The organism is Termitidicoccus mucosus, assembly GCF_038725785.1.
GTDB classification, from domain to species: domain Bacteria; phylum Verrucomicrobiota; class Verrucomicrobiia; order Opitutales; family Opitutaceae; genus Termitidicoccus; species Termitidicoccus mucosus.
This window is the reverse complement of sequence record NZ_CP109796.1, coordinates 5,271,962-5,292,599: the sequence shown is the minus strand read 5'-3', so window position 1 is coordinate 5,292,599 and position 20,638 is coordinate 5,271,962. Positions and strand designations below refer to the sequence as shown.

Sequence of the window (20,638 nt, the reverse complement as noted above, 5' to 3'; positions counted from 1 at the left end):
AATGCGGTCTTGTGGAGGGCCGAGCTCCCGCGAGGCCGTCGCAATTGACCGTGGTGTTTTTCGGCAACGGCCTCGCAGGAACTCGGCCCTCCACCAAGAGTCTGGTTTGGGTTCATAAACGGCGTCAGACGGCGAGTTCGTGCCCCGCGTGCGCGAGATGATAATCGAGCGTGTGGCGGATGGCATCGCGCAGGCTGGTCTGCGGGGTCCAGCCGAGGGCCTCTCGCGCGGCGGCGATCGAGGGCACGCGGGTCTGGATGTCCTGATAGTATTTCCCGAAATACTCGCCGGAGGAGACGGAGACGATCCGGGTCTGCGCGGCCTGCTCGCGGTAGGCGGGATATTCCTTAAAAACCTCGATGATGACGCGGGCGAGTTCCGCCACGGTGACGTTGTTGGCGGGATTGCCGAGGTTGAAGATGCGGCGCGAGGCGGCGCCATTTTTGTTCTCGATGATGCGCAGGAGCGCGTCCACGCCGTCGTCGATGAAGGTGAACGACCGGCCCTGCTTGCCGCCGTCCACGAGTTGGATGGGCTTTTTGAAAATGACGTTGCTGATGAATTGGGTGAAGAGGCGCGAGCTGCCCTCCTTGGGTTCCATGATGTCGTCGAGCATGGGGCCGATCCAGTTGAAGGGGCGGAAGAGGGTGTAGTCGAGGTTCTCGTGAATGCCGTAGGCGTAGATGACCCGGTCGAGGAGTTGCTTGGACGCGGCGTAAATCCAGCGCTGCTTGTCGATGGGGCCGTAAACGAGGTTGGTCGTCATCTCGTCGAGCTCGGCGTCGGGCGACATGCCGTAAACCTCCGAGGTGGAGGGAAAGATGACGCGCCGCCCGTGGCGGACGCACTTGCGCACGATGTCGAGGTTGGCCTCGAAATCGAGTTCGAAGACCCTGAGCGGGAACTTGACGTATTGGGCGGGGTTGGCGATGGCGACCAGCGGGATGACGACGTCGCACTTGCGCACATGATACTCGATCCACTCGCGGTTGATGGTGATGTCGCCCTCGACAAACTTGAAGCGGGGGTCGCCCAGCGAGGCGTCCAGCTTGTGGCTGCCTATGTCCATGCCATAGACCTCCCAGTCCGTCCGGTCGAGAATCGCCCTGACCAGGCTGCTGCCGATGAAGCCGTTGACGCCGAGTATGAGTATTTTTTTCGTCATGATGGGATTATTTTGTATTTGTTTTTTAACTACACAGATGAAGGGGATGGCGCCGCGAATGGCAGGAGCGCGCCGGAGCGGAGCGGGACGGCGGCGCCGGCCCAGCCGGGGCGGGTGATTTCAAGCGCGCCATCGCCGGTCGCCACGACGAGCGGGGCGGCGGAAAGGATTGTGCCGGGGACGACCCCGGGGGCGCGCGGCGCGGCGGCGGGCTCGGCCCACCAGACCATGAGGCGCGAGCCGGGAGCGGGCTCGGTAAACGCGCCGGGAAAGGGGTCCGCGACGGCGCGGACGAGGTTGAAAATCTGCGCGGTGGTCCGGCGCCAGTCGATGCGCCCATCCTCCGGCCGCCGCGCGCCGAAGGTGGTGGCGAGCGTCTCGTCCTGCGGCGTCTCAGGGGCGCGTCCGGCGAGAAGCGCGTCGATCTGCCGGGCGAGCACGCGGGTGGCGCAGGGGAGCACCTTGCGGAATGCCTCGGCGGCGGTGTCGCGGGGGCCGATGTCCACACCCTCCTGATCCACGATGGCCCCGGCGTCGGCGCGGGCGGTCATGCGGTGGAGCGTCATGCCGATGCGGGGCTCGCCGTGGAGCACGGCCCAGTTGACCGGGGCGCGCCCGCGATAGCGCGGGAGCAGGGAGCCGTGGATGTTGAAGGCGCCGAGACGCGGCATCGCGAGGATGCGGGTGCCGATGATGTGGCGGTAATAGACGGAGAGGATGAGATCGGGCCCGAGCGAGGCGATGCGGTCGCGCCACTCGGGGGTGTTGACCGACCCGGGAGCAAACACCGGAATCCCGCGCGCGCGCGCGGAAGCGGCGGGCGTGCGGAACCAGATGTTCTCGCCGGCGGCGTCCTCGTGCGTGAAAAGGGCGGCCACGTGGTCGCCGCGCGCGAGGAGCAGGTCGAGGCATTCGCTGCCCGCCTCGCTGTATCCAAAAAAAACGATGCGTGGCCCGTTCATGGTTTTTCCTCCCGCGCCGGCGCCTGCTCCGGCGGAAAGCCGAGCACGCGGCTGATGTGGTAGCGGGCGCGTCCGCGGACCACCTGATACGTGCGCCCGACGTATTCGCCGATGAGCCCGATGCCGGTCATGCACACGCTGACGAGGAAGAAGAGGATGCCGAAGAGGGTGAACAGTCCCTCGGCCTCGGCGCCGAGAAAGATGCGGCGAAACGCGAGGACGAGCACGAGCAGCAGGCTGCCGGCGGAGCACGCCATGGCAAAGAGCGTGAAGAGCTGGAGCGGCGCCGTGGTGAAGGCGGTGACGAGGTCGAAATTCAGCCGGATGAGGCGCGCGAGCGAGTAGTTGGAGCGCCCGTTGCGGCGCTCCTCGTGGGCGACCGCGATCTCGACGGGGCTGCGGGCGAGCGAACAGGCCAGAGCCGGGATGAATGTATTCGACGCTCCACTACGTATGACGGCCCCGACCACGGCGCGCGAGTAGGCGCGCAGCATGCAGCCTTGGTCGGTCATCCTGATGTTGGTCATCCGGGCGCGCGCGAAGTTGACCAGCCGTGACGCCTCGCGCCGGAACAGGCTGTCCCGTCGCCGTGCGCGGATGCCGCCGACGCAGTCGTGGCCGGCGTCGGTCTGCGCGAGCAGTTTCGGGATTTCCTCGGGCGGGTTTTGCAGGTCGGCGTCGAGTGTGACCACGACATCCCCGCGCGCGCTCTCGAAAGCCGCCATCACGGCCATGTGCTGGCCGTAGTTGGCGTTGAACTCGATGACACGCGTCACGTCGGGGCGCGCGCGATACTGCGCGGCGAGCAGAGCGGAGGAGCCGTCGGAGCTGCCGTCGTTGGTGAAGATGACTTCGTAATCGCGCCCGAGTCCGTCGAGCACAGAGTAGAGTCGCCGGAACAGAAGCGGCAGGCTTTCTTCCTCGTTGAAGACGGGGACGACCACCGAGACCGCGCAGACGGGACGGGACGGCGCGGGTGATGGCGACGACGACGGCGGTGTTTCAAAATGAGTGGCGCACGTGCTCATGGTTTCAAATTGGCGCGGATCACGCGGGCGAGTTCGCGGACGACCCGGGCGACATCCCCGCGGGTCATGTCCGGGAAAAGCGGCAGCGTGAGCAGGTCGCGTCCGGCGCGCTCGGCGTGCGGAAAATCGCCGGGCTTCCAGCCGAGGCCGCGATAGAGGGTGAAGAGGTGGATGACCGGGTAGTGCGCGCCGGTGCCGATGCCCGCCTCGTGCATCTGTTGCATGACGGCGGCGCGCGGCACGGCGAGTTTTTCCGGAAGCAGCACTTGGAACATGTGCCAGTTGCCCTGCTCGAAATCCGCCGGCGGCAACCCGAGCCCCAGGTCGCCCAGCCCGGGCGCGCCGAGCAAATCGAGGTAGCGGCGCGCGAGTTCGCGGCGGCGACGCGTGACCTCGCCCAGGCGCGGGAGCTGCCCGAGGCCGACGCGCGCGGCCACGTCGGTGAGGTTGTATTTGCCGCCCGCCACGGCCACGTCCATCGCGTCGGGGCCGGAGCGCACGACGCCTTGCAGGCGGTATTGCGCGGCGAGGTCCGCCTCGCGCTCGTCGTTCAGCACCAGTGCGCCGCCCTCGATGGTGGTGATGTTTTTGTTGGGATGAAAACTGAACGAGACAAAATCCCCCGTGCTTCCGACGGGCCGGCCCCGCCAGTTGGCGCCGATGGACTGGGCCGCGTCCTCGATCACGCGCAGGCGGTGGCGCGCGGCGATTTGATAAAGCCGGTCGCGGTCCACCGGCAGCCCCGCGAGGTCCACCGGGATGATGGCGCGGGTGCGCGGCGTCACCGCCTGCCCGGCGAGCGCAAGGTCGATGTTGCGGGTGACGGGATCGATGTCGACAAACACGGGGCGCGCGCCGACCGCGAGGATGACATTGCTGGTCGCCACCCACGAGAGCGGCGTGGTGATGACCTCGTCGCCCGGGCCGATGCCGGCGATGCGCAGCGCGACCTCCATCGTGCAGGTGCCGGAATTGAAGGCGAGCACGGGGCGTCCGCCAAACATCGCCGACAGCGCCGCCTCAAACGCCCGCACCTGCGGCCCCGATGTTATCCAGCCCGAGCGCAGCACCTCGGCCACGCCCGCGATGGTCTCCTCGTCGATCGAGGGCCGGGTGAAGGGCAAAAAGGGCGCGCTGACGCGCGTGGGACGCCGGGCGGTCATGGTTGTTGGTCGGGTGAGACTGATAGGGTCGATGAGACCGATGCGTCCGATACGTCGCCGCCGTGGTCGCCGTCGTGTTGATTGGAAACCAAAACGAATCGCGCGGATGCCGCCAGGACGCCGGGACGCGCGGCGGGATCGGGAAACCACTTCTCCAATGCGCGCCGCTGGAGCACCGCATAGGCGGCGCCCGGCCGACCCGGCCCGTTCCACCGCGCGTGAAAGGCCTCGCCGTCGATAAAGCGCGACGCCGTGCGATGCGGCTCGGCCTCAATGCCGAACTTCAGCTCGCCGACATAATTCACCACGCTGATGGTGCGCCCGAGATAAACCGGCAAGTCCTGCGGATAATCGCCGAGCACAAACACATCGTCGCCGGGCCGGAGCGCCGGCTTGAGCGCGAGCGCAATGGATTTGGTCCCGCGCACATCGAAGCATTCGGCAAGCGGGTTGAACGCGACAAACAGCACCGCGAAGGTCACCGCCATGCCCGCAAGCAGCCTTCGCTGCATCCCCTCCGCCGCGCCCGGCCCCGCGCTTCTGGCGAGCATGACGAGCAGCGCCAGCGCTCCGCCCCCCATCCCGGCCCCCAGCACCCAGCGCCACGGCGCGATCACCGGCGCGAGGGATGCGTATTTCGACGGCACCGGCCACGCCGCCGCGCCGATGGCGAGGACCAGCGCGAAAATGGCAAAGGCCAGCGCCCCGCGGCGCAATCCCGGCGACACGGCGCGGGCGCCCCACTGTTCCGCGAGCCAGCGCCCGGCCAGCACCGCGAGCGCGGGAAACACCGGCAGGATGTAGGGGATGAGCTTCGATTGCGACTTGGAAAAAAACACGACCGTCACCAGCACCCAGAGCACGAGGAACCACGCCTCCCGGTTCTCGCGCCTCGCCCGCCAGCCGCCGGCTAGCGAACGCCGCAGCGCCTGCGGAACAAACACCGCCCACGGGAGAAACCCGGCGAGCACCACCGGCCCGAAAAACCACCACGGCTGCACGCGCCCGTGCACGGTGGTCGTGAAGCGCAGGAAATGCTCGTGCACAAAATAAAACCACGCGAAATCCCGCTCTTTCACCGGCGAGTAGTTTTCCATCGCCGCCGCGACATGCCACGGCGCGGCGATGGCGAGAAACACCATCGCTCCGGCCATCACATGCGCCGGCCGGAGCGCGCGCCACTGGTTGCAAACCAGCAGCCACGCAAACGCCACCGCGCACGGCAGCACCAGCCCGACGAGCCCCTTGGCCAGGACCGCCAGCGCCATGCACGCGTAAAACGCCACAAACAACGCCAGCCGCGCCCCCTCGCGCTGGCAGCGCACCGCGAGCAGAAACGCGAAGAGTGCGCCCGACATGGTCGCGGCCAGGGCCATGTCGAGCAGCACCATCTGGCTGAGCCCGAAGTAGAGCAACGACGTGGCCAGCGCAATGGCCGACCACCAGCCGGCGCGCCGCCCGTAAAGCGCGCGCGCGGCGGAATACGTGGCGAGCACGCCGCCCAGCGCGAAAAGCGCGTTCCAGAAGCGGGCGGTGAATTCATTGACCCCGGCGATCTGGAACGTGGCGGCGGAAAGCCAGTAAAGCAGCGGCGGCTTCTCGAAATATTTCACGCCGTTGAGCCGGGGCGTCACGAAATCGCCCGAGGCGGCCATCTCGCGCGGGATTTCCGCGTAGCGCCCCTCGTCGGGATTGCCCAGCGGACGCAGCCCCAGCGCGACGAAAAACCACACCGCGCCCAGCAACGCGAGCAGCAGCAGATCGCGCCGCCAGGCACGGCGATCCCCGTCCGTCACCGCGGCGCTCAGGTCCGCGCCGGTTGGCGAAAATTCGTTCTGATGCGACGAGGGAGGCACGGGGTCAAACGATTGGGAATGACGGTTCTCCGGACAGGAACACCGCTCCGACCTGCCGGCGCATGCCCGCCCGATCACCCAGCAGACAAAGCCCCCGCCAATCGAAAGCCACCGCAGGCACGCGGCCGTGACATCGCTGCATCTTTCTCGAAACGACATGTTGCCCCGCAGTCTGCCACCGCCAAATGAACGCGTGATGAAGGGCGGATGAATTTCCGTTCATCCGCGCGTTTTGTCCCGGCATTGTGACGCGTCGCGACACCCCGGCGCGCCCGGTGTCACACCCGCTCCCCTCCCCCTCCCCGCCTCCCTCGCACGACACTGAAGACTCGCGCGGCACGCCGTTTGCGATAGAATATCCATCATGGATTTTCAAAAACTCACCGTCATGTCGCGCCAGGCGATCACCGACGCCCAGACCGAGGCGCGCCGCCGCCAGAACAACGAAGTCGATACCTGGCACCTCCTGCACGCGCTGCTCGCGCAGGAGGACGGCCTCGTGCCCGCGCTCGTCGAAAAACTCGGCCTCGCTACCAGCGCTCTCGCCCTCGTCGCCGAGCGCGAGCTCGACCGGCTGCCGCGCGTCTCCGGCAGCGTGGATGTATCCAAAATCTACGTCACGCAGGCCGTCAACGAAGTGCTCACCCGCGCCGAGAAGGAAGCCGAAAAGCTCAAGGACGATTTCGTCAGCGTGGAGCATCTTTTCCTCGCGCTCATCGAGGTCGCGAAACCCGAGGCGCTCGCGAGCTGCTTCAAATCCTTCAACCTCGACCGCGACGCCGTGCTGAAAACATTGCGCGAACTGCGCGGCAACCAGCGCGTGACCACCGACAATCCCGAGGCCACCTACCAGGCGCTCGAAAAATACGGCATCGACCTCGTCGCCCAGGCGAAGAAGGGCAAGATGGACCCCGTCATCGGCCGCGACGACGAAATCCGGCGCGCCATCCGCATCCTCTCGCGCAAAACCAAAAACAACCCCGTGCTCATCGGCGAACCCGGCGTCGGCAAGACCGCCATCGTCGAGGGCCTCGCCCAGCGCATCGTGCGCGGCGACGTGCCCGAAGGCATCAAGGACAAGACCATCTTCGCGCTCGACATGGGCGCGCTCATCGCCGGCGCGAAATACCGCGGCGAATTCGAGGAACGCCTCAAGGCCGTGCTCAAGGAAGTCAAGGAAAGCGACGGCCGCATCCTCCTCTTCATCGACGAGCTTCACACCATCGTCGGCGCCGGCAAGACCGACGGCGCGATGGACGCCGGCAACCTGCTCAAGCCCATGCTCGCGCGCGGCGAGCTGCACTGCATCGGCGCGACCACGCTCGACGAATACCGCAAGCACATCGAAAAGGACGCCGCGCTCGAACGCCGCTTCCAGCCCGTGCTCGTCGAGCCGCCATCCGTCGAGGATGCCATCTCGATCCTGCGCGGCCTGAAGGAGCGCTTCGAGCTGCACCACGGCGTGCGCATCCAGGACAACGCGCTCGTCAGCGCCGTCACGCTCTCCAACCGCTACATCTCCGACCGTTTCCTGCCCGACAAGGCCATCGACCTCGTGGACGAGGCCTGCGCGATGATCCGCACCGAGATGGATTCCGCGCCGCAGGAACTCGACGCCCTCCAGCGCCGCGTCCTCCAGCTCGAAATCGAGGAGGCCGCGCTCAAGCTCGAAAAGGACGACGCCTCCAAACACCGGCTCGACGCGCTGCGCAGGGAACTCGCCGACGCGCGCACCGAGACCGCCGCGCTCCGCGCCAAATGGGAAAAGGAAAAAGCCGCCGTCAACCGCGTGCGCAAGGTTCGCGAAGAGCTCGACGCCGCGCGCCTCGCCATGGAAAAGGCCGAGCGCGCCTACGACCTCAACAAACTCGCCGAGCTGCGCCACGGCAAAATCCCGCAGCTCGAGTCCGAATTGACCAAGCTCGAAAAAACCGAGGCCAAGACCGAGCTCTTCAAGGAGGAGGTTTCCGCCGAGGAGATCGCCGAGGTGGTGGCCAAGTGGTCGGGCATCCCTGTCACGCGCCTGGTCGAAAGCGAGCGCGAGAAACTCCTGCGCCTCGGCGACGTGCTCCACCGCCGCGTCATCGGCCAGGACGAGGCCGTGCGGCTCGTGAGCGAGGCCATCCTGCGCGCGCGCGCCGGCATCAAGGACCCGCGCCGTCCGGTCGGCAGCTTCCTCTTCCTCGGCCCGACCGGCGTGGGCAAGACCGAGCTTGCGAAAACGCTCGCCGAGACGCTCTTCGACAGCGAGGCCGCGGTCACGCGCATCGACATGTCCGAATACATGGAGAAGCACAGCGTCGCCCGCCTCATCGGCGCGCCTCCCGGCTACGTCGGTTACGACGAGGGCGGCCAGCTCACCGAGGCCGTGCGCCGCAAACCCTACGCCGTCGTGCTCTTCGACGAAATCGAAAAGGCGCATCCCGATGTATTCAATGTTCTGTTACAAGTCCTCGACGACGGCCGCATCACCGACTCGCAGGGCCGCACGGTGGACTTCAAGAACACCATCATCATCATGACCTCGAACCTCGGCAGCCGCTTCCTGCTGGAAGGCGTGACGGGCGACACCATCCCCGAGTCCGTGCGCGAGAGCGTGATGACCGAGTTGCGCCGCAGCTTCCGCCCGGAGTTCCTGAACCGCATCGACGAGACCGTTCTCTTCAAGCCGCTCACGCTGGAGGAAATCACGCAAATCGTGGACCTGCTGGTGGCCGACCTGAACCAGCGCCTCGCCGACCGCCGCGTGACCGTGGCGATGGACAAAAAGACGAAGGAATGGGTCGGCGAGCGCGGCTACGATCCGGTGTTCGGGGCGCGCCCGCTGAAACGCTTCCTGCAACGCCAGGTCGAAACCAAGCTTGCCCGGGGCCTGGTCGGCGGGGAAATCCCCGAGGGCGCGGCGGTGAAGTTCACCGCCAAGAACGACGATCTGGCGATGGAGGTGAAAGGCTGAGCAGGCAGGAAGCGCCACAGGCGCTGCCGCGCACGAAGGGAAAACACGCCGCAGGGCGGTTGCGAGATCGCGTCAGCGCGTGGCGCAGGCATCCCTGCCTGCCGTCGTTATTTTATCGTATGAAGCGCTCATTTGTTTTTTTTGAAAAGAGTCAGCGGCGCTTCGCGCCTTCTGTTTTGACGGCAGGCAGGGATGCGCTGCATGTGTTGCCGCGCGGATCGGGAGGTCGCCATCCGATCCAGCGAAATAAAAAACGCGCCGGAAAATTCCGGCGCATTTGGGAGGAAAAGATCAGGGCAGGCAAACCGCTCAGTCTTTTTTCGCTTCGCCTTCGGCGGCGGCAGGCACCTCGGCCGCGGGGGCCTCGGCTGCCGGAGCTTCCTTGGCCTCGGGCTCGGCGGTCTTGGTCTTGGCGGCTTTCTTCGCCTTGGCGGCGTTTTTGCGGCTCTTCTTCTTGTAACCGGGATCGTCCGCGGGAACGAACTCGATCAGGGCCATTTCGGCGGCGTCGCTGATGCGCGCGCCGAGCTTGTAGATGCGGGTGTAGCCGCCGGGACGATTGGCAAAGTCCTTGTGCTTCTCGGTGAAGAGCAGCTTGACGGCCTCCTCGTCGCGGATGTCGCGAAGGGCGAGGCGGCGCAGATGGATGGCATCCTTGGCCTCGGTCTTGGCCGCGGCTTTCTTGGCCTTGGTGATGGCCTTCTCGATGAAGGGGCGCAGGGCCTTGGCCTTCGTAAGCGTGGTCTGGATACGACCGTGCTTGATGAGCGAGGCGCCAAGGTTCGAGAGCATGGCGGCGCGGTGTTCGCGGGTCACGCCGAGGGAGGCGCGGTGTTTGTTGTGACGCATGGTGTTTTTCTTTCTTGGTTTGGCCCCCCGTTCGGCAACCCGGTCGCAGCGTTCAACGGCAGCGGGCGGCGCGAGGGGCGGGATGAGTAATTAATAATTAAGAATTAAAAATTAAGAATGGAGGCGCTTCCGCGCCGTGGCGCGATCTCGCGTTTTTTAATTTTTAATTATTAATTATTAATCCTTAATTATTTCAGACGTCCTTGCGGGAATCGAGGAGGCGCTCGTCGAATTTCATGCCCAGCGAAAGGCCGAGGGCTTCGAGCTTGTCCTTGATTTCGTTGAGGGACTTTTTGCCAAAGTTGCGATACTTGAGCATTTCCTGCTCGGTCTTCATCGCGAGTTCGCCGACGGTGGTGATGTTGGCGTTGTTCAGACAGTTCGCGGCGCGGACGGAGAGTTCGATTTCGTTGACCGACATGTTCAGGAGCTTGCGGAGCTTGTTCTGCTCTTCGCTTACTTCGCTGGCCTGGGTCTCGAACACGTATTCCTCGTTGCTGACGCGGTTGAAGACGTCGAGGTGATGGGCGAGGATAGAGGAGGCCTGCTTGAGCGCGTCGTCGGGGGTGATGCGTCCGTCGGTCCAGACTTCGAGGATGAGCTTGTCGTAGTCGGTGATCTGGCCGACGCGGGTGTTTTCAACGGAATACTTGACGAGCCTGACCGGGGAGAAGAGCGAGTCGATGGGGATGACGCCGATGGGCTGGTCCTCCTTTTTGTTCTGCTCGCCGGGATAGTAACCGCGGCCGGTCTTGATCTCGACCTCGGCCTCGAAGGGCTTGGCCTTGTCGAGGGTGCAGATGACCTGCTCGGGGTTGACGATGCGGATGTTGGCATCGGCCTGGATGTCGGCGGCGGTCACGGAGCCCTCGCGGTTGACGCTGATGCGGAGGGTGAGGGGGTCGCGTTTTTCCGAGACGATGAGGATCTTTTTCAGGTTGAGGACGATGTCGGTGACATCCTCGACGACGCCGTCGATGCTCTGGAATTCATGGTTCACGCCCTCGATCCTGATCGAGGAGATGGCGGAGCCTTCGATGGAGGAGAGGAGGACGCGGCGCAGGGAGTTGCCGATGGTGTGGCCGTAGCCGGCTTCGAACGGTTCGGCGACAAACTTGGCGTATGTCGGCGTGGAGCCTTCCTCGATTTTGGCGAGCTTGGAGGGGAGTTCGAACTTTCCGAGACGTTTGGGCATGGCGATGGTGGAGAAGTTTAGATGCGAGGTTGTGTTGTGAACCGGGCTTGTTGTCGGTGTTCCATCGGGTGTCGAGCCGCCAGAGGCAGGGGCGCGATTTAGACGGTTTCCTTAAACTTGAGCGGTTGTTGACTCAGAAGCGCGAGTAAAATTCGACGATGAGCTGCTCATTGATGCCGGGTTCCATCTCGTCGCGGGTGGGAAGACGGTTCACGGTGCCCTTGAGGTTTTCGGCGTCGAGAGTGAGCCAGCCGGGGACGTTGCGCGCGCGGCTTTCCTCGATGTTGCGGGTGGCGAGCTGGCGCGAGGTGGGGACGTTCTTGACTTCGATTTCGTCACCGGGCTTCACGGAGCTGCTGGCGATGTCCACCTTGCGGCCGTTCACGCGGATGTGGCCGTGGTTGACGAGCTGGCGGGCGGCGGCGCGGCTTTTAGCAAAGCCGAGAAGATACACGACGCTGTCGAGGCGGGTTTCGAGGAGCTGGAGGAAGACTTCGCCGGTGACGCCGCGGGTGCGCTTGGCCTTGGCGAAGACGAGGCGGAACTGGCGCTCGAGCAGGCCGTAGGTGTAGCGGAGTTTCTGCTTTTCGTTCAGGCCGACGGCGTATTCAGAGACTTTGCGGCGGAGTTTCGGGCCGTGCTGCCCGGGCGGATAGGTGCGTTTTTCGTAGGCCTTGGTCGCGCCAAAGATGGGCTGGGAAAAGCGGCGGCTGATGCGGGTGGTTGGGCCGGTATAACGAGCCATGGTGAGTGTTGAGTTAAGTTTTTAAGTTGAAGTTGAAGTTTTAGACGCGGCGACGCTTGGGCGGGCGGCAGCCGTTGTGGGGGACGGGCGTCACGTCGATGATGGAGGTGATCTCGAGTCCGATGGCCTGGATGGCGCGGACGGCGGAGTCGCGTCCGAGGCCGGGGCCGGAGACTTTGATGACGACGTCCTTCAGGCCGTGCGACATGGCGTTGCGGGCGGCGTCCTGAGCGACGACTTGGGCGGCGTAGGCTGTGGACTTGCGGGAGCCGCGGAAGTTGCACTTGCCGGCGCTGGACCAAGCGATGACGGCGCCTTTCGCGTCGGTGATGGACACGATGGTGTTGTTGAAGGAGGCGAGGACGTTGACGACGCCCGAGGTGATGTTTTTCGAGCCCTTGGCCTTGCGGATCTTGATGGCACCGATCTCTTCCTTGAGGAGATCCTCGGCGGTGGGCTGCTTGGCCACGCCGCCGACGAGTTCGACGGGTTTCTCGGCGGGAGCGGTAGCGGGCGCGGCCGCAGGAGCCTCGGCGGCGGGCGCAGCGGCGTCCTTTTTGCCCTTGGCGGCCTTGGGGGCCTTTGCCGGCTTCTCGGCGGCGGCCTGGGGAGCGACGGGCTTCTCGTTCTTGGGTTCGGAATTTTCTTCAGCCATGGCGGGTGGTGGTAAGGTTATTTGGCGGGAGCCTTGGTGACGCCGACGGTGCGGCGGGGGCCCTTGCGGGTGCGGGCGTTGGTGGAGGTGCGCTGGCCGCGCACGGGGAGGCTGCGGCGATGGCGGATGCCCCGGTAGCAGCCGATGGCCTGAAGGCGCTTGAGGTCGGCGGTGTGGGCGCGGCGGAGGTCGCCTTCGACGACCCATTTGTGCTCCGTGATGACCTGGAGGATTTTGTTGAGCTGCTCCTCGGTGAGGTCCGAGGCGCGCATGTTGGGATCGAGTCCGGTTTCCTGGACGATCTGGTTGGCTCGGGTCAGGCCGATGCCGTAGATGTAGGCGAGCGAATAAGCGACTTTCTTCTTCGCAGGGATTTCAACACCGAGGAGACGTGGCATAGTGATTTAAGTTAGTGTTTAAGTTGAAAGTTTAAGTTGGACTGAAAATTTTTAACGGGCGGCGACGGAAGCCGCGGCGGGAAAGGAAACAGGGCCGGGGAGGGTGAGAATTTCCGGGCCTTTTTCCGTGGTGAGCACGGTGTGCTCGAAGTGGGCGGAGGGAGAGCCGTCGGCGGAGACGACGGTCCATCCATCGGAGAGCATTTTCGTCTTCCATCCGCCCAGGTTCACCATGGGTTCGATGGCGAGGGTCATGCCGGGCTTGATGAGCTCGGTGCGGTTTTTCTTGCGGTCGGCGAAGTTCGGGATTTGCGGCTCCTCGTGCATCGAGGTGCCGACACCGTGGCCGACCATGTCGCGGACGATGCCGAAGCCGTGGGCTTCGACGTAGCGCTGGATGGCCTCGGAGATGTCGCCGATGCGGTTGCCGACGGTCGCCTGGGCGATGCCGAGGGCGCGGGCCTCCTCGGTGACGCGGAGCAGTTCCGCGACGCGGGGGGGAATCCGGCCGACGGGAACGGTGAGGGCATTGTCGCCGACGTAGCCGTTATACCAGATGCTAATGTCGAGGGCGATGATGTCGCCGTCGCGCAGGATGCGTTTCATGCTGCCTATGCCGTGGACGACTTCCTCGTTGACCGAGAGGCAGGCGTAGGCCGGATAAGGCGGGGCTCCGCGGACTTGGTAGCCGTGGCAGGCGCTTTTCGCGCCGTGCGCCTCGATGAGCTTCCGGGCGGTTTGATCCAAGTCGTAAGTGGTGATACCGGGCTGCACTTGCTGTTTGAGCTCGTGCAGGACATTCGCGGCGACGGCGCATGCGTCGCGCATGCGGGCGATCCCTTCCTTGTTTTTGATGGGAATCATAAGGTGTCAGGCCGCGAGCGCGCCGTCCTCAATGAGGAGGCCTTGCGCGCGATAATGATCGACGACGGGCTGCGGGGCTGCGCCGGGGGCGGCGATGACGGCGGAGAGCGTCTCGTCGCGGGCGTCGAGCCATTCGTCGAATACTTTTGCTTGGAGCAACGTAGCCGGGAAATCGCCGAGGGCGAAACCCGCATCAGGTTTGCGCGTCCAAAACCAGCGGCGCATGAGCGCGAAGGTGGTTTCATCGGCGAGGGGCCTGCCCTGCCGTGCAGCGCGTTCGGCCTGCTGGCCGAGCGGCGTGCGACGCGAAATCTCCTGCCGCATCAGACCAGCGGGAGAGACGTGCTCGATATTCAAAGAACGGAGCTTGGCCAGCACGGGTTCGGGAAACGAATCGTTTGGGCCGAGCATCAGGATTTTCGTTTTGGCCGGAAGGCCAAGGAAAAAGGGGAAGGTTGTGTCACTCACCTAGACCGAAGTAAAGAACTAAAAAGCAGTTCTTAGAAGTAAGTGTTCTTGAGCCAGGCCAGAATGCCGACGAGGAAGATGGCGCCGAGAACGAGCCAGAGCTTGCCCACGGTCTTCATGTCGGCGGCCTCGCCCACGGCGCTCGCGGCGCCAGGGTTGCGGGCGCGGATGCGGCCTTTCTTGAGGAAGCCGTCATAATGGCGCTGGAGGAGGAAGGTCTCGACCTGGCGCATGGTGTCGAGCACGACGCCCACGGTGATGAGCATGCCGGTGCCGCCGAAGAAAATGGCGACGCGCTGCGGGACGTTGAACTCGAAGAGGAGCACGTCGGGCATGACGGCGATGATGGTGAGGAAGATCGCGCCCGCGAGGGTGAGGCGCGTCATGATAAAGTCGAGGAACTTGGCCGTCGGCTCGCCGGGGCGGACACCGGGGACATAACCGCCGTATTTCTTCAGGTCGTCAGCGATCTGGATGGGCTTGAACATGACCGAGACCCAGAAGTAGCTGAAGAACAGGATCAGGAACGACATGATGCCGTAGTAGATCCAGTTGCCGCGGAGGAGATTGTGCGCAAACTCGACCATCCACGGCCACTGCATCGTCGCGCCGAGCCAAGAGAAAATCTGCTGCGGGAACATGAGGATGGCGCTGGCGAAGATGACGGGCATGACGCCGGAGTAGTTGACCTTGAGCGGCAGGAAGGAACTCTGGCCGCCCATGACCTTGTTGCCCACGACGCGCTTGGCGTATTGGACGGGGATTTTGCGCTGGCCCTGGACAACCATCACGATGCCCATGGTCACGAGGACAAAAAGGCCGACCATGAGCACGGCGTGCAGCGGCCCGAGCTTGGCCACGCCGATGGGCGCGAAGAAGAGGTGGTAGGTGGCGACGGCCGCGCCGGGGATGTCGGCGAGAATGCCGACGGTGATGAGGAGCGACACGCCGTTGCCGATGCCGCGCTGGGTGATCTGCTCGCCCAGCCACATGAGGAGCAGCGTGCCCGCCGTGATGAAGACCACGCCGGTGATGAGAAACCAAGTGCTCGATATGATGATGATCGGGCCGTGGTCATAACCGGGGAAAAGGCTGGCGGGATTTCTCAGGGTGAAGATGAGCAGCACCGCCTGCACGACACAGATGAGGACGGTTGCGTAGCGGGTGTACTGGGTGATTTTCTGGCGGCCGACATCGCCTTCCTGCTGGAGGCGGGCGAGCGAGGGGACCACGGCGGCCATCAACTGAAAGATAATCGAGGCGCTGATGTAGGGCATGATGCCCAGCGCGCAAACCGCGCCCTTCACGAGCGCGCCGCCGGTGAACATGTTGTAGAGGCCGACCATCGAACCGGCGGCGGAGCTGGCCCCGGCGGCGGTCTGTTGCGCAAAAAAGTCCTGCAACGGCTGCGGATTAAGGCCCGGGATCGGGATGTGCGCGCCGACACGGGCGACGAACAGAAGGCCTAGTGTATAAAAAATCCGCGAGCGCAGCTCTGGGATTTTCAGGGAGTTCGTGAAGGCGGAAAACACGGTGGAAAAGGAGTCTGTTTACTAAATTTTATTCTAGGGTCGATTCACGGATTTGCCCCAGAGTGGTTTTCTCTGGGGCAAAATTGGAATCAAAAGCCGAAAATCACAGCGATGACCGTCAGGCGCCGACGACAATGGCCTGGCCGCCGGCCTTTTCGATTTTCTCCTTGGCGGAGGCCGAAAACTTGGCGGCGGTGACTTTCAGCGCGCGGCCGATTTCGCCGTCACCGAGAATCTTGAGCTGCGTGTCGTCAATGTCGCGCACGAGACCGGCTTTCACGAGGACCCCGGCGTTCACCTCGGTGATGGAAGCGTCGAGCTTGGCGAGGTCGCCGACGTTGACGGTCGCGTAGGCGGCGCGGAAGTTGTAGTTGTTGAAGCCGCGGTGCGGGAGCTTGCGGTAGAGGGGCATCTGGCCGCCCTCGAAGCCGGGACGGATGCTGCTGCCGGAACGGGCGCTCTGGCCCTTGCCGCCGCGGCCGGAGGTCTTGCCGTGTCCGCCGCCTTCGCCGCAGCCGACCCGTTTCTTGCGGTGCACGGCACCGGGGACGTTTTTGAGTTCGTGGAGTTTCATGGTGATTTTCCTAAGGGCGCCCCGCTCTCATGTGTGTTGAGGGCGGGACTCGGATTTTTTATTATGCGCGGACGGCTTTGATTTGCTCGGCGAGACGGAGCTTTTGCAGTCCCTTGAGCGTGGCGTGGACGACGGCGATGTGATTCTTGGAACCCATCGACTTGGTGAGGATGTTCTTGATGCCCGCAGCCTCAAGGACGGCGCGCACGGCGCCGCCGGCGATGAGGCCGGTGCCGGGAATGGCGGGGCGCAGGAGGACGCGGCCGCCGTCGTATTCGCCGTAAACTTCATGCGGGATGGTGTCGCCCTTCAGCTTCACGGAGACCATGTGCTTCTTGGCGTGCTCGGTGCCTTTGCGGATGGCCTCGGGGACCTCGTTGGCCTTGCCGTAGCCGATGCCGACGCTGCCTTTCTTGTCGCCGACGACGGCGAGGGCGGAAAAGCTGAAGCGGCGTCCGCCTTTGACGACCTTCGCGCAACGGTTGATATAGACGATCTTTTCAATCATCTCGGGCGCGTTGGGATCGACCGGGGCAGCGTCACGGCGGTCGCGGCGGGGGCCGCCACGGCGGTCGCCTCCGCGGCGGGGCGGACGGTTGTCGGATGACGGCGCGGGTCTGGCCTCGGCGGCGGGAGCCTGCGCGGCTGCAACGGCGGCAGGGGTGGTCTCGGGAGATTCGTTTTCGGTGCTCATGTAGTTTTAGAATACGAGGCCGCCTTCGCGCGCGGCGTCGGCGAATGCTTTGACTTTGCCGTGATAGCGGGCGCCGGAGCGGTCGAAGACGACGGCGCTCAGGCCCGCGGCCTTGGCCTTGGCGGCGAAGGCGTCACCGAGGGTTTTCGCTCCAGCGAGGTTGGCGGCGAGTTTCTTCTGGCGAAGCTCGGCGTCGAGGCTGGAAAGGAAGACGAGGGTGGTGGCGCTGTCGTCGTTGATGGCCTGGGCGTAGATGTGCTTGGAGGTGAAGCGCACGGCGAGGCGCGGGCGCTCGGCGGTGCCTTTGACCTTCTTGCGAATTCTCCAGCGGCGTTTCTGGAGTAGCTCGGCTTTGGTGCTGGTCTTGCTCATTTTGAAATAGATGCGACGGGTTGGTGTTAGGCGACGGTTTTGCCTTCCTTGCGGCGGACGCGCTCGCCCACGATGCGGACGCCCTTGCCCTTGTAAGGCTCCGGCGGGTAATAGGCGCGGATGTTGGCGGTGACGGCACCGACAAGCTGCTTGTCGCAGCCTTCGATCTTCAGTTTGGTCTGGTCGGTGACGGTGATCTTGATGCCTTCGGGAATATCGAAGAGTATCGGGTGCGAGTAGCCGAGCGCGAGGTCGAGCTGCTTGCCCTTGAGGGCGGCCTTGAAGCCGACGCCCTGAATCTCCAGCTCCTTGGAAAACCCTTCGGTGACGCCTTTCACCATGCCGTTCACCACGGAACGGGCGGTGCCGAACATGGCGCGGGAGAAACGGGTGTCCTCGGCGGCCGCGAAAACGACTTTGCCACCATCGAGCTTGATGGTGACGGCGGGATCGAAGGATTTGGAGACTTTGCCCTTGGGGCCTTCGACTTTCACGGTGTTGCCGTTGATGTCGACTTTGACCTTGGCGGGAATGGTGACGGGAACTTTGCCGATGCGTGACATGGTGTGTGCGTGCCTCCGTGGTTACCAGACGTTGCAGACGAGTTCCCCGCCCAGTTTCTGGCGGCGGCAGTCCTTGTCGGTGAGAACGCCCTTGGAGGTGGAGAGGATGGCGATGCCGAGTCCGTTGAGGACGCGGGGGATGTCGTCATAGCCGCAGTAGAGGCGGCGGCCCGGGGTGGAGATGCGCGAGAGGTTGGTCAGCGCGGGGGCGCTGGCGACATACTTCATGGTGACGACGAGGGTCTTGTGGCCCTGCTTGTCGGCGCCGGTGGTGTAGCCGGTGACGTAACCCTCGTTCTTGAGGATGGAGGCGATGGCCTCCTTGTATTTGGAGTGCGGGGAAACGCACTCGGCGAGACCGGCCTTGGACGCGTTGCGCAGGCGGGTCAGGAAGTCGCTGATTGGATCGGTCATGGGTGGATGTTTGGTTTTGGCGCCCTCGGGTCATATCCGACCCCCGGGAGCGAAAAGGTTACCAGGAGGATTTGGTGACGCCGGGAATCTTGCCGGAGAGGGCGAGTTCGCGGAAGGTGATACGGGAGACGCCGTATTTGCGGTTGAAGGCGCGGGGGCGGCCGGAGAGGGAGCAGCGGTTGCGGATGCGCTCGGCGGCGGAGTTGCGCGGAAGCTTCTGGAGCTTTTTCTGGGCGGCGAAGAATTCCTCGTCGGTGGCCTCGGGATTGAGGAGCAGGGTTTTCAGCTCGGCGCGCTTCGCCTTGTATTTTTCGTTGAGGCGAATGCGCTTCTTGTTGCGTTCGATGGCGGACGTTTTCGGCATGGCGGAGGCGGTTGAAGGTTAGGCGGCCTTGGCGGCGGCGGGTGCGGCCTCGGTGCGGCGGAAGGGCATGCCGAGGAGTTTGAGGAGCTCGCGGCCCTCCTCGTCGGTCTGGGCGGTGGTGACGATGGAGATGTCGAGGCCCATGGATTTTTTCACGTTTTCCACGGTGATTTCCGGGAAGATGGTGAAGTCGGTGATGCCGAGGTTGTAGTTGCCCTGGCCGTCGAGCTTCGGCGAGACGCCGCGGAAGTCGCGGATGGTGGGGAGGGCGACGGCGAGGAGGCGGTAAAGGAATTCCCACATGGCGTCGCCGCGCAGGGTGACAAACGCACCGACGACCTGGCCCTGGCGGAGCTTGAAGTTCGAAATGGCCTTCTTGGATTTGGAAAGGACGGGTTTCTGGCCGGCGATGAGACCGAGATCGCGGGCGATGTCGGCGATCTGGTTCTTGTCGGCGTCGGCGTCGATTCCGGTGTTGAGGGAGATTTTGGCGATCTTCGGCACTTCATGCTTGTTCGCGTAGCCGCGGCTTTTCACGAGCGCGGGAGCGACTTGCTCGATGTAGTGCTTCTTGAGGGCGGGTGTGTATTTGCTGCTCATTGGTGCAAGGCCGCCGGATTTCCGACCCGGCGGCATCTGAGAGTGTGGTTGATAAGTGGTATCTGCGTGTTGTCTGAAGAAAAAGAGGGCAAGCGTGGAAGAGGAAGCGGCAAGTATCAAGTAACAAGTATCAGACGAGGGCTGCGCGGGGCGCGGCGGGTGTTCTTGTCACTTGGGAACCTGTCACTTGTTACTTCACCTCCGTCTTCTTGGCCCGTTTGCTGGAATCGTAGTCGGCCTGCTTCATGAGGTTCGACACGTGGACGGTGCCTTCGCGCTCGATGATGCCGCCGGGCTTTTGCTCGCCCTGGGGCTTGGTGTGGCGCTTGACGAGGGCCACGCCTTCGATCCGGGCGCGCTGCTTGGAGGCGACGAGTTCAAGGATTTTGCCGGTCTTGCCTTTGTGGGAGCCGGAGATGACGACGACCTGATCGCCGCGTTTGACGTGGAATTTTTGTGCCATGGCTTAGAGAACCTCCGGCGCGAGGGAAATGATCTTCATGAAGTTCTTCGCGCGCAACTCGCGGGCGACCGGGCCGAAGATGCGGGTGCCCTTGGGATTGCCGTCGGGCGTGATGATGACGATGGCGTTGCTGTCGAAGCGCAGGTAGCTGCCGTCGGAACGACGGATGGGGGCCTTGGTGCGGACAACGACGGCCTTGGCGACCTCGCCCTTTTTCACGGTGGCGTCGGTCGAGCTTTCCTGAATGTGGACGGTGATGATGTCGCCGACGCCGGCGGTGTCGGTCATCTGGCCTTTTTTGCGAATGAAGCCAGCGCGGCGGGCGCCGGTGTTGTCGGCGATTTCGAGTCGGGAGCGCAGTTGTATCATGGTGGTGTCCTCCTTGTGGATCGGGTTTACTCGGCGGCGGCGTCCGCGGCCTTCTTGGTCTTGGTGGGCACCTGCGCGGCGACGTCGGCCTCGGTGATGGCGGCGCCGACGGAGACAGCGCGCTCAAGGACGGAGACCACGCGCCAGCGCTTGAGGCGGCTGATGGGGCGGGTTTCCATGATCTCGACTCTGTCGCCGATGTTGGCTTCGTTTTTCTCGTCGTGGACGTGCACGACGGTTTTCCGGTTGATGACTTTCTGGTAGCGCGGGTGCGGCGCCTTGAAGGGGACGGTGACCTTGATGGACTTGTCACCGGAGCGGCTGGTGACGAAGCCGACGAGGTCTTTGCGTTTGTTGCGTGTCGTGGTGGACATGGCGTGCGGTGTTTA

At 64.2% G+C, this 20,638-nt stretch carries 24 protein-coding genes; 1 reads left to right on the top strand and 23 read right to left on the bottom strand.

Annotated elements, in window-relative coordinates; translation table 11 throughout:
• Positions 1–124: 124 nt before the first annotated feature.
• From OH491_RS18445 to OH491_RS18425, 5 genes are read right to left on the bottom strand one after another with little or no spacing between them, the layout of a single operon-like run.
• A complete protein-coding gene (locus tag OH491_RS18445; RefSeq protein ID WP_068770155.1) occupies positions 125–1,165 on the bottom strand; it encodes a bifunctional UDP-4-keto-pentose/UDP-xylose synthase in 1,041 nt (346 codons plus the stop codon).
• Positions 1,166–1,194: 29 nt separating this feature from the next.
• Positions 1,195–2,127, bottom strand: a complete 933-nt coding sequence (locus OH491_RS18440) for a formyltransferase (protein WP_068770156.1) — start codon at positions 2,125–2,127, stop codon at positions 1,195–1,197.
• Positions 2,124–3,155, bottom strand: coding sequence for a glycosyltransferase (locus OH491_RS18435; RefSeq protein ID WP_084442143.1), 1,032 nt, complete (start codon positions 3,153–3,155; stop codon positions 2,124–2,126). Before OH491_RS18435 ends, OH491_RS18440 begins: the two co-directional genes overlap by 4 nt.
• A complete protein-coding gene (locus tag OH491_RS18430) occupies positions 3,152–4,318 on the bottom strand; it encodes a DegT/DnrJ/EryC1/StrS family aminotransferase (protein ID WP_068770157.1) in 1,167 nt (388 codons plus the stop codon). The genes OH491_RS18435 and OH491_RS18430 overlap by 4 nt, the downstream gene beginning before the upstream one ends.
• Positions 4,315–6,174 carry a glycosyltransferase family 39 protein gene (locus tag OH491_RS18425; protein WP_068770158.1) on the bottom strand — a complete coding sequence of 620 codons (1,860 nt, stop codon included), beginning with the start codon at positions 6,172–6,174 and terminating at the stop codon, positions 4,315–4,317. The genes OH491_RS18430 and OH491_RS18425 overlap by 4 nt, the downstream gene beginning before the upstream one ends.
• A gap of 364 nt (positions 6,175–6,538) precedes the next feature.
• On the opposite strand from OH491_RS18425, the gene clpB reads away from it, so the two are divergent.
• Positions 6,539–9,130, top strand: a complete 2,592-nt coding sequence (gene clpB, locus OH491_RS18420) for an ATP-dependent chaperone ClpB (RefSeq protein ID WP_068770159.1) — start codon at positions 6,539–6,541, stop codon at positions 9,128–9,130.
• 309 nt (positions 9,131–9,439) lie between these two features.
• Here the strand turns inward: clpB and rplQ are convergent, their stop codons facing one another.
• The 18 genes from rplQ to rpsQ all read right to left on the bottom strand — a co-directional run bounded on the left by rplQ (position 9,440) and on the right by rpsQ (position 20,623).
• Positions 9,440–9,979 (bottom strand): 50S ribosomal protein L17, encoded by a 540-nt coding sequence (gene rplQ / locus OH491_RS18415; RefSeq protein ID WP_068770160.1) that lies wholly within the window; start codon positions 9,977–9,979, stop codon positions 9,440–9,442.
• 193 nt (positions 9,980–10,172) lie between these two features.
• The gene (locus tag OH491_RS18410; RefSeq protein WP_068770161.1) at positions 10,173–11,174 is read right to left on the bottom strand and encodes a DNA-directed RNA polymerase subunit alpha; all 1,002 of its coding nucleotides are present in this window, start codon (positions 11,172–11,174) and stop codon (positions 10,173–10,175) included.
• A gap of 133 nt (positions 11,175–11,307) precedes the next feature.
• On the bottom strand, positions 11,308–11,919 hold the full coding sequence (gene rpsD / locus OH491_RS18405; protein WP_068770162.1) for a 30S ribosomal protein S4: 612 nt from the start codon (positions 11,917–11,919) through the stop codon (positions 11,308–11,310).
• Between the two features lie 40 nt (positions 11,920–11,959).
• The gene (gene rpsK / locus OH491_RS18400; protein WP_084442145.1) at positions 11,960–12,574 is read right to left on the bottom strand and encodes a 30S ribosomal protein S11; all 615 of its coding nucleotides are present in this window, start codon (positions 12,572–12,574) and stop codon (positions 11,960–11,962) included.
• Positions 12,575–12,591: 17 nt separating this feature from the next.
• The gene (rpsM, locus tag OH491_RS18395; RefSeq protein ID WP_068770163.1) at positions 12,592–12,972 is read right to left on the bottom strand and encodes a 30S ribosomal protein S13; all 381 of its coding nucleotides are present in this window, start codon (positions 12,970–12,972) and stop codon (positions 12,592–12,594) included.
• A 51-nt stretch (positions 12,973–13,023) separates the two neighbouring features.
• Positions 13,024–13,836: a type I methionyl aminopeptidase gene (gene map, locus OH491_RS18390; RefSeq protein ID WP_068770164.1), complete on the bottom strand. Its 813-nt coding sequence runs from the start codon at positions 13,834–13,836 to the stop codon at positions 13,024–13,026.
• 6 nt (positions 13,837–13,842) lie between these two features.
• Positions 13,843–14,247: a nucleoside monophosphate kinase gene (locus OH491_RS18385; protein ID WP_068771074.1), complete on the bottom strand. Its 405-nt coding sequence runs from the start codon at positions 14,245–14,247 to the stop codon at positions 13,843–13,845.
• A gap of 89 nt (positions 14,248–14,336) precedes the next feature.
• A complete protein-coding gene (gene secY / locus OH491_RS18380) occupies positions 14,337–15,836 on the bottom strand; it encodes a preprotein translocase subunit SecY (protein ID WP_068770165.1) in 1,500 nt (499 codons plus the stop codon).
• Between the two features lie 118 nt (positions 15,837–15,954).
• Positions 15,955–16,410, bottom strand: a complete 456-nt coding sequence (gene rplO / locus OH491_RS18375; RefSeq protein ID WP_068770166.1) for a 50S ribosomal protein L15 — start codon at positions 16,408–16,410, stop codon at positions 15,955–15,957.
• A gap of 61 nt (positions 16,411–16,471) precedes the next feature.
• On the bottom strand, positions 16,472–17,104 hold the full coding sequence (rpsE, locus tag OH491_RS18370; RefSeq protein ID WP_084442146.1) for a 30S ribosomal protein S5: 633 nt from the start codon (positions 17,102–17,104) through the stop codon (positions 16,472–16,474).
• Positions 17,105–17,110: 6 nt separating this feature from the next.
• On the bottom strand, positions 17,111–17,476 hold the full coding sequence (gene rplR, locus OH491_RS18365; protein ID WP_068770167.1) for a 50S ribosomal protein L18: 366 nt from the start codon (positions 17,474–17,476) through the stop codon (positions 17,111–17,113).
• Between the two features lie 26 nt (positions 17,477–17,502).
• Positions 17,503–18,039, bottom strand: a complete 537-nt coding sequence (gene rplF, locus OH491_RS18360; protein WP_068770168.1) for a 50S ribosomal protein L6 — start codon at positions 18,037–18,039, stop codon at positions 17,503–17,505.
• A 21-nt stretch (positions 18,040–18,060) separates the two neighbouring features.
• Positions 18,061–18,453 (bottom strand): 30S ribosomal protein S8, encoded by a 393-nt coding sequence (gene rpsH / locus OH491_RS18355; RefSeq protein WP_068770169.1) that lies wholly within the window; start codon positions 18,451–18,453, stop codon positions 18,061–18,063.
• Between the two features lie 58 nt (positions 18,454–18,511).
• Positions 18,512–18,817, bottom strand: coding sequence for a 30S ribosomal protein S14 (gene rpsN / locus OH491_RS18350; RefSeq protein WP_068770170.1), 306 nt, complete (start codon positions 18,815–18,817; stop codon positions 18,512–18,514).
• 18 nt (positions 18,818–18,835) lie between these two features.
• A complete protein-coding gene (gene rplE / locus OH491_RS18345; protein ID WP_068770171.1) occupies positions 18,836–19,417 on the bottom strand; it encodes a 50S ribosomal protein L5 in 582 nt (193 codons plus the stop codon).
• Positions 19,418–19,607: 190 nt separating this feature from the next.
• Positions 19,608–19,880: a 50S ribosomal protein L24 gene (gene rplX / locus OH491_RS18340; RefSeq protein ID WP_068770172.1), complete on the bottom strand. Its 273-nt coding sequence runs from the start codon at positions 19,878–19,880 to the stop codon at positions 19,608–19,610.
• A gap of 3 nt (positions 19,881–19,883) precedes the next feature.
• Positions 19,884–20,249: a 50S ribosomal protein L14 gene (gene rplN, locus OH491_RS18335; RefSeq protein ID WP_068770173.1), complete on the bottom strand. Its 366-nt coding sequence runs from the start codon at positions 20,247–20,249 to the stop codon at positions 19,884–19,886.
• Between the two features lie 26 nt (positions 20,250–20,275).
• Positions 20,276–20,623 (bottom strand): 30S ribosomal protein S17, encoded by a 348-nt coding sequence (gene rpsQ, locus OH491_RS18330; RefSeq protein ID WP_068770174.1) that lies wholly within the window; start codon positions 20,621–20,623, stop codon positions 20,276–20,278.
• Positions 20,624–20,638: the final 15 nt, after the last annotated feature.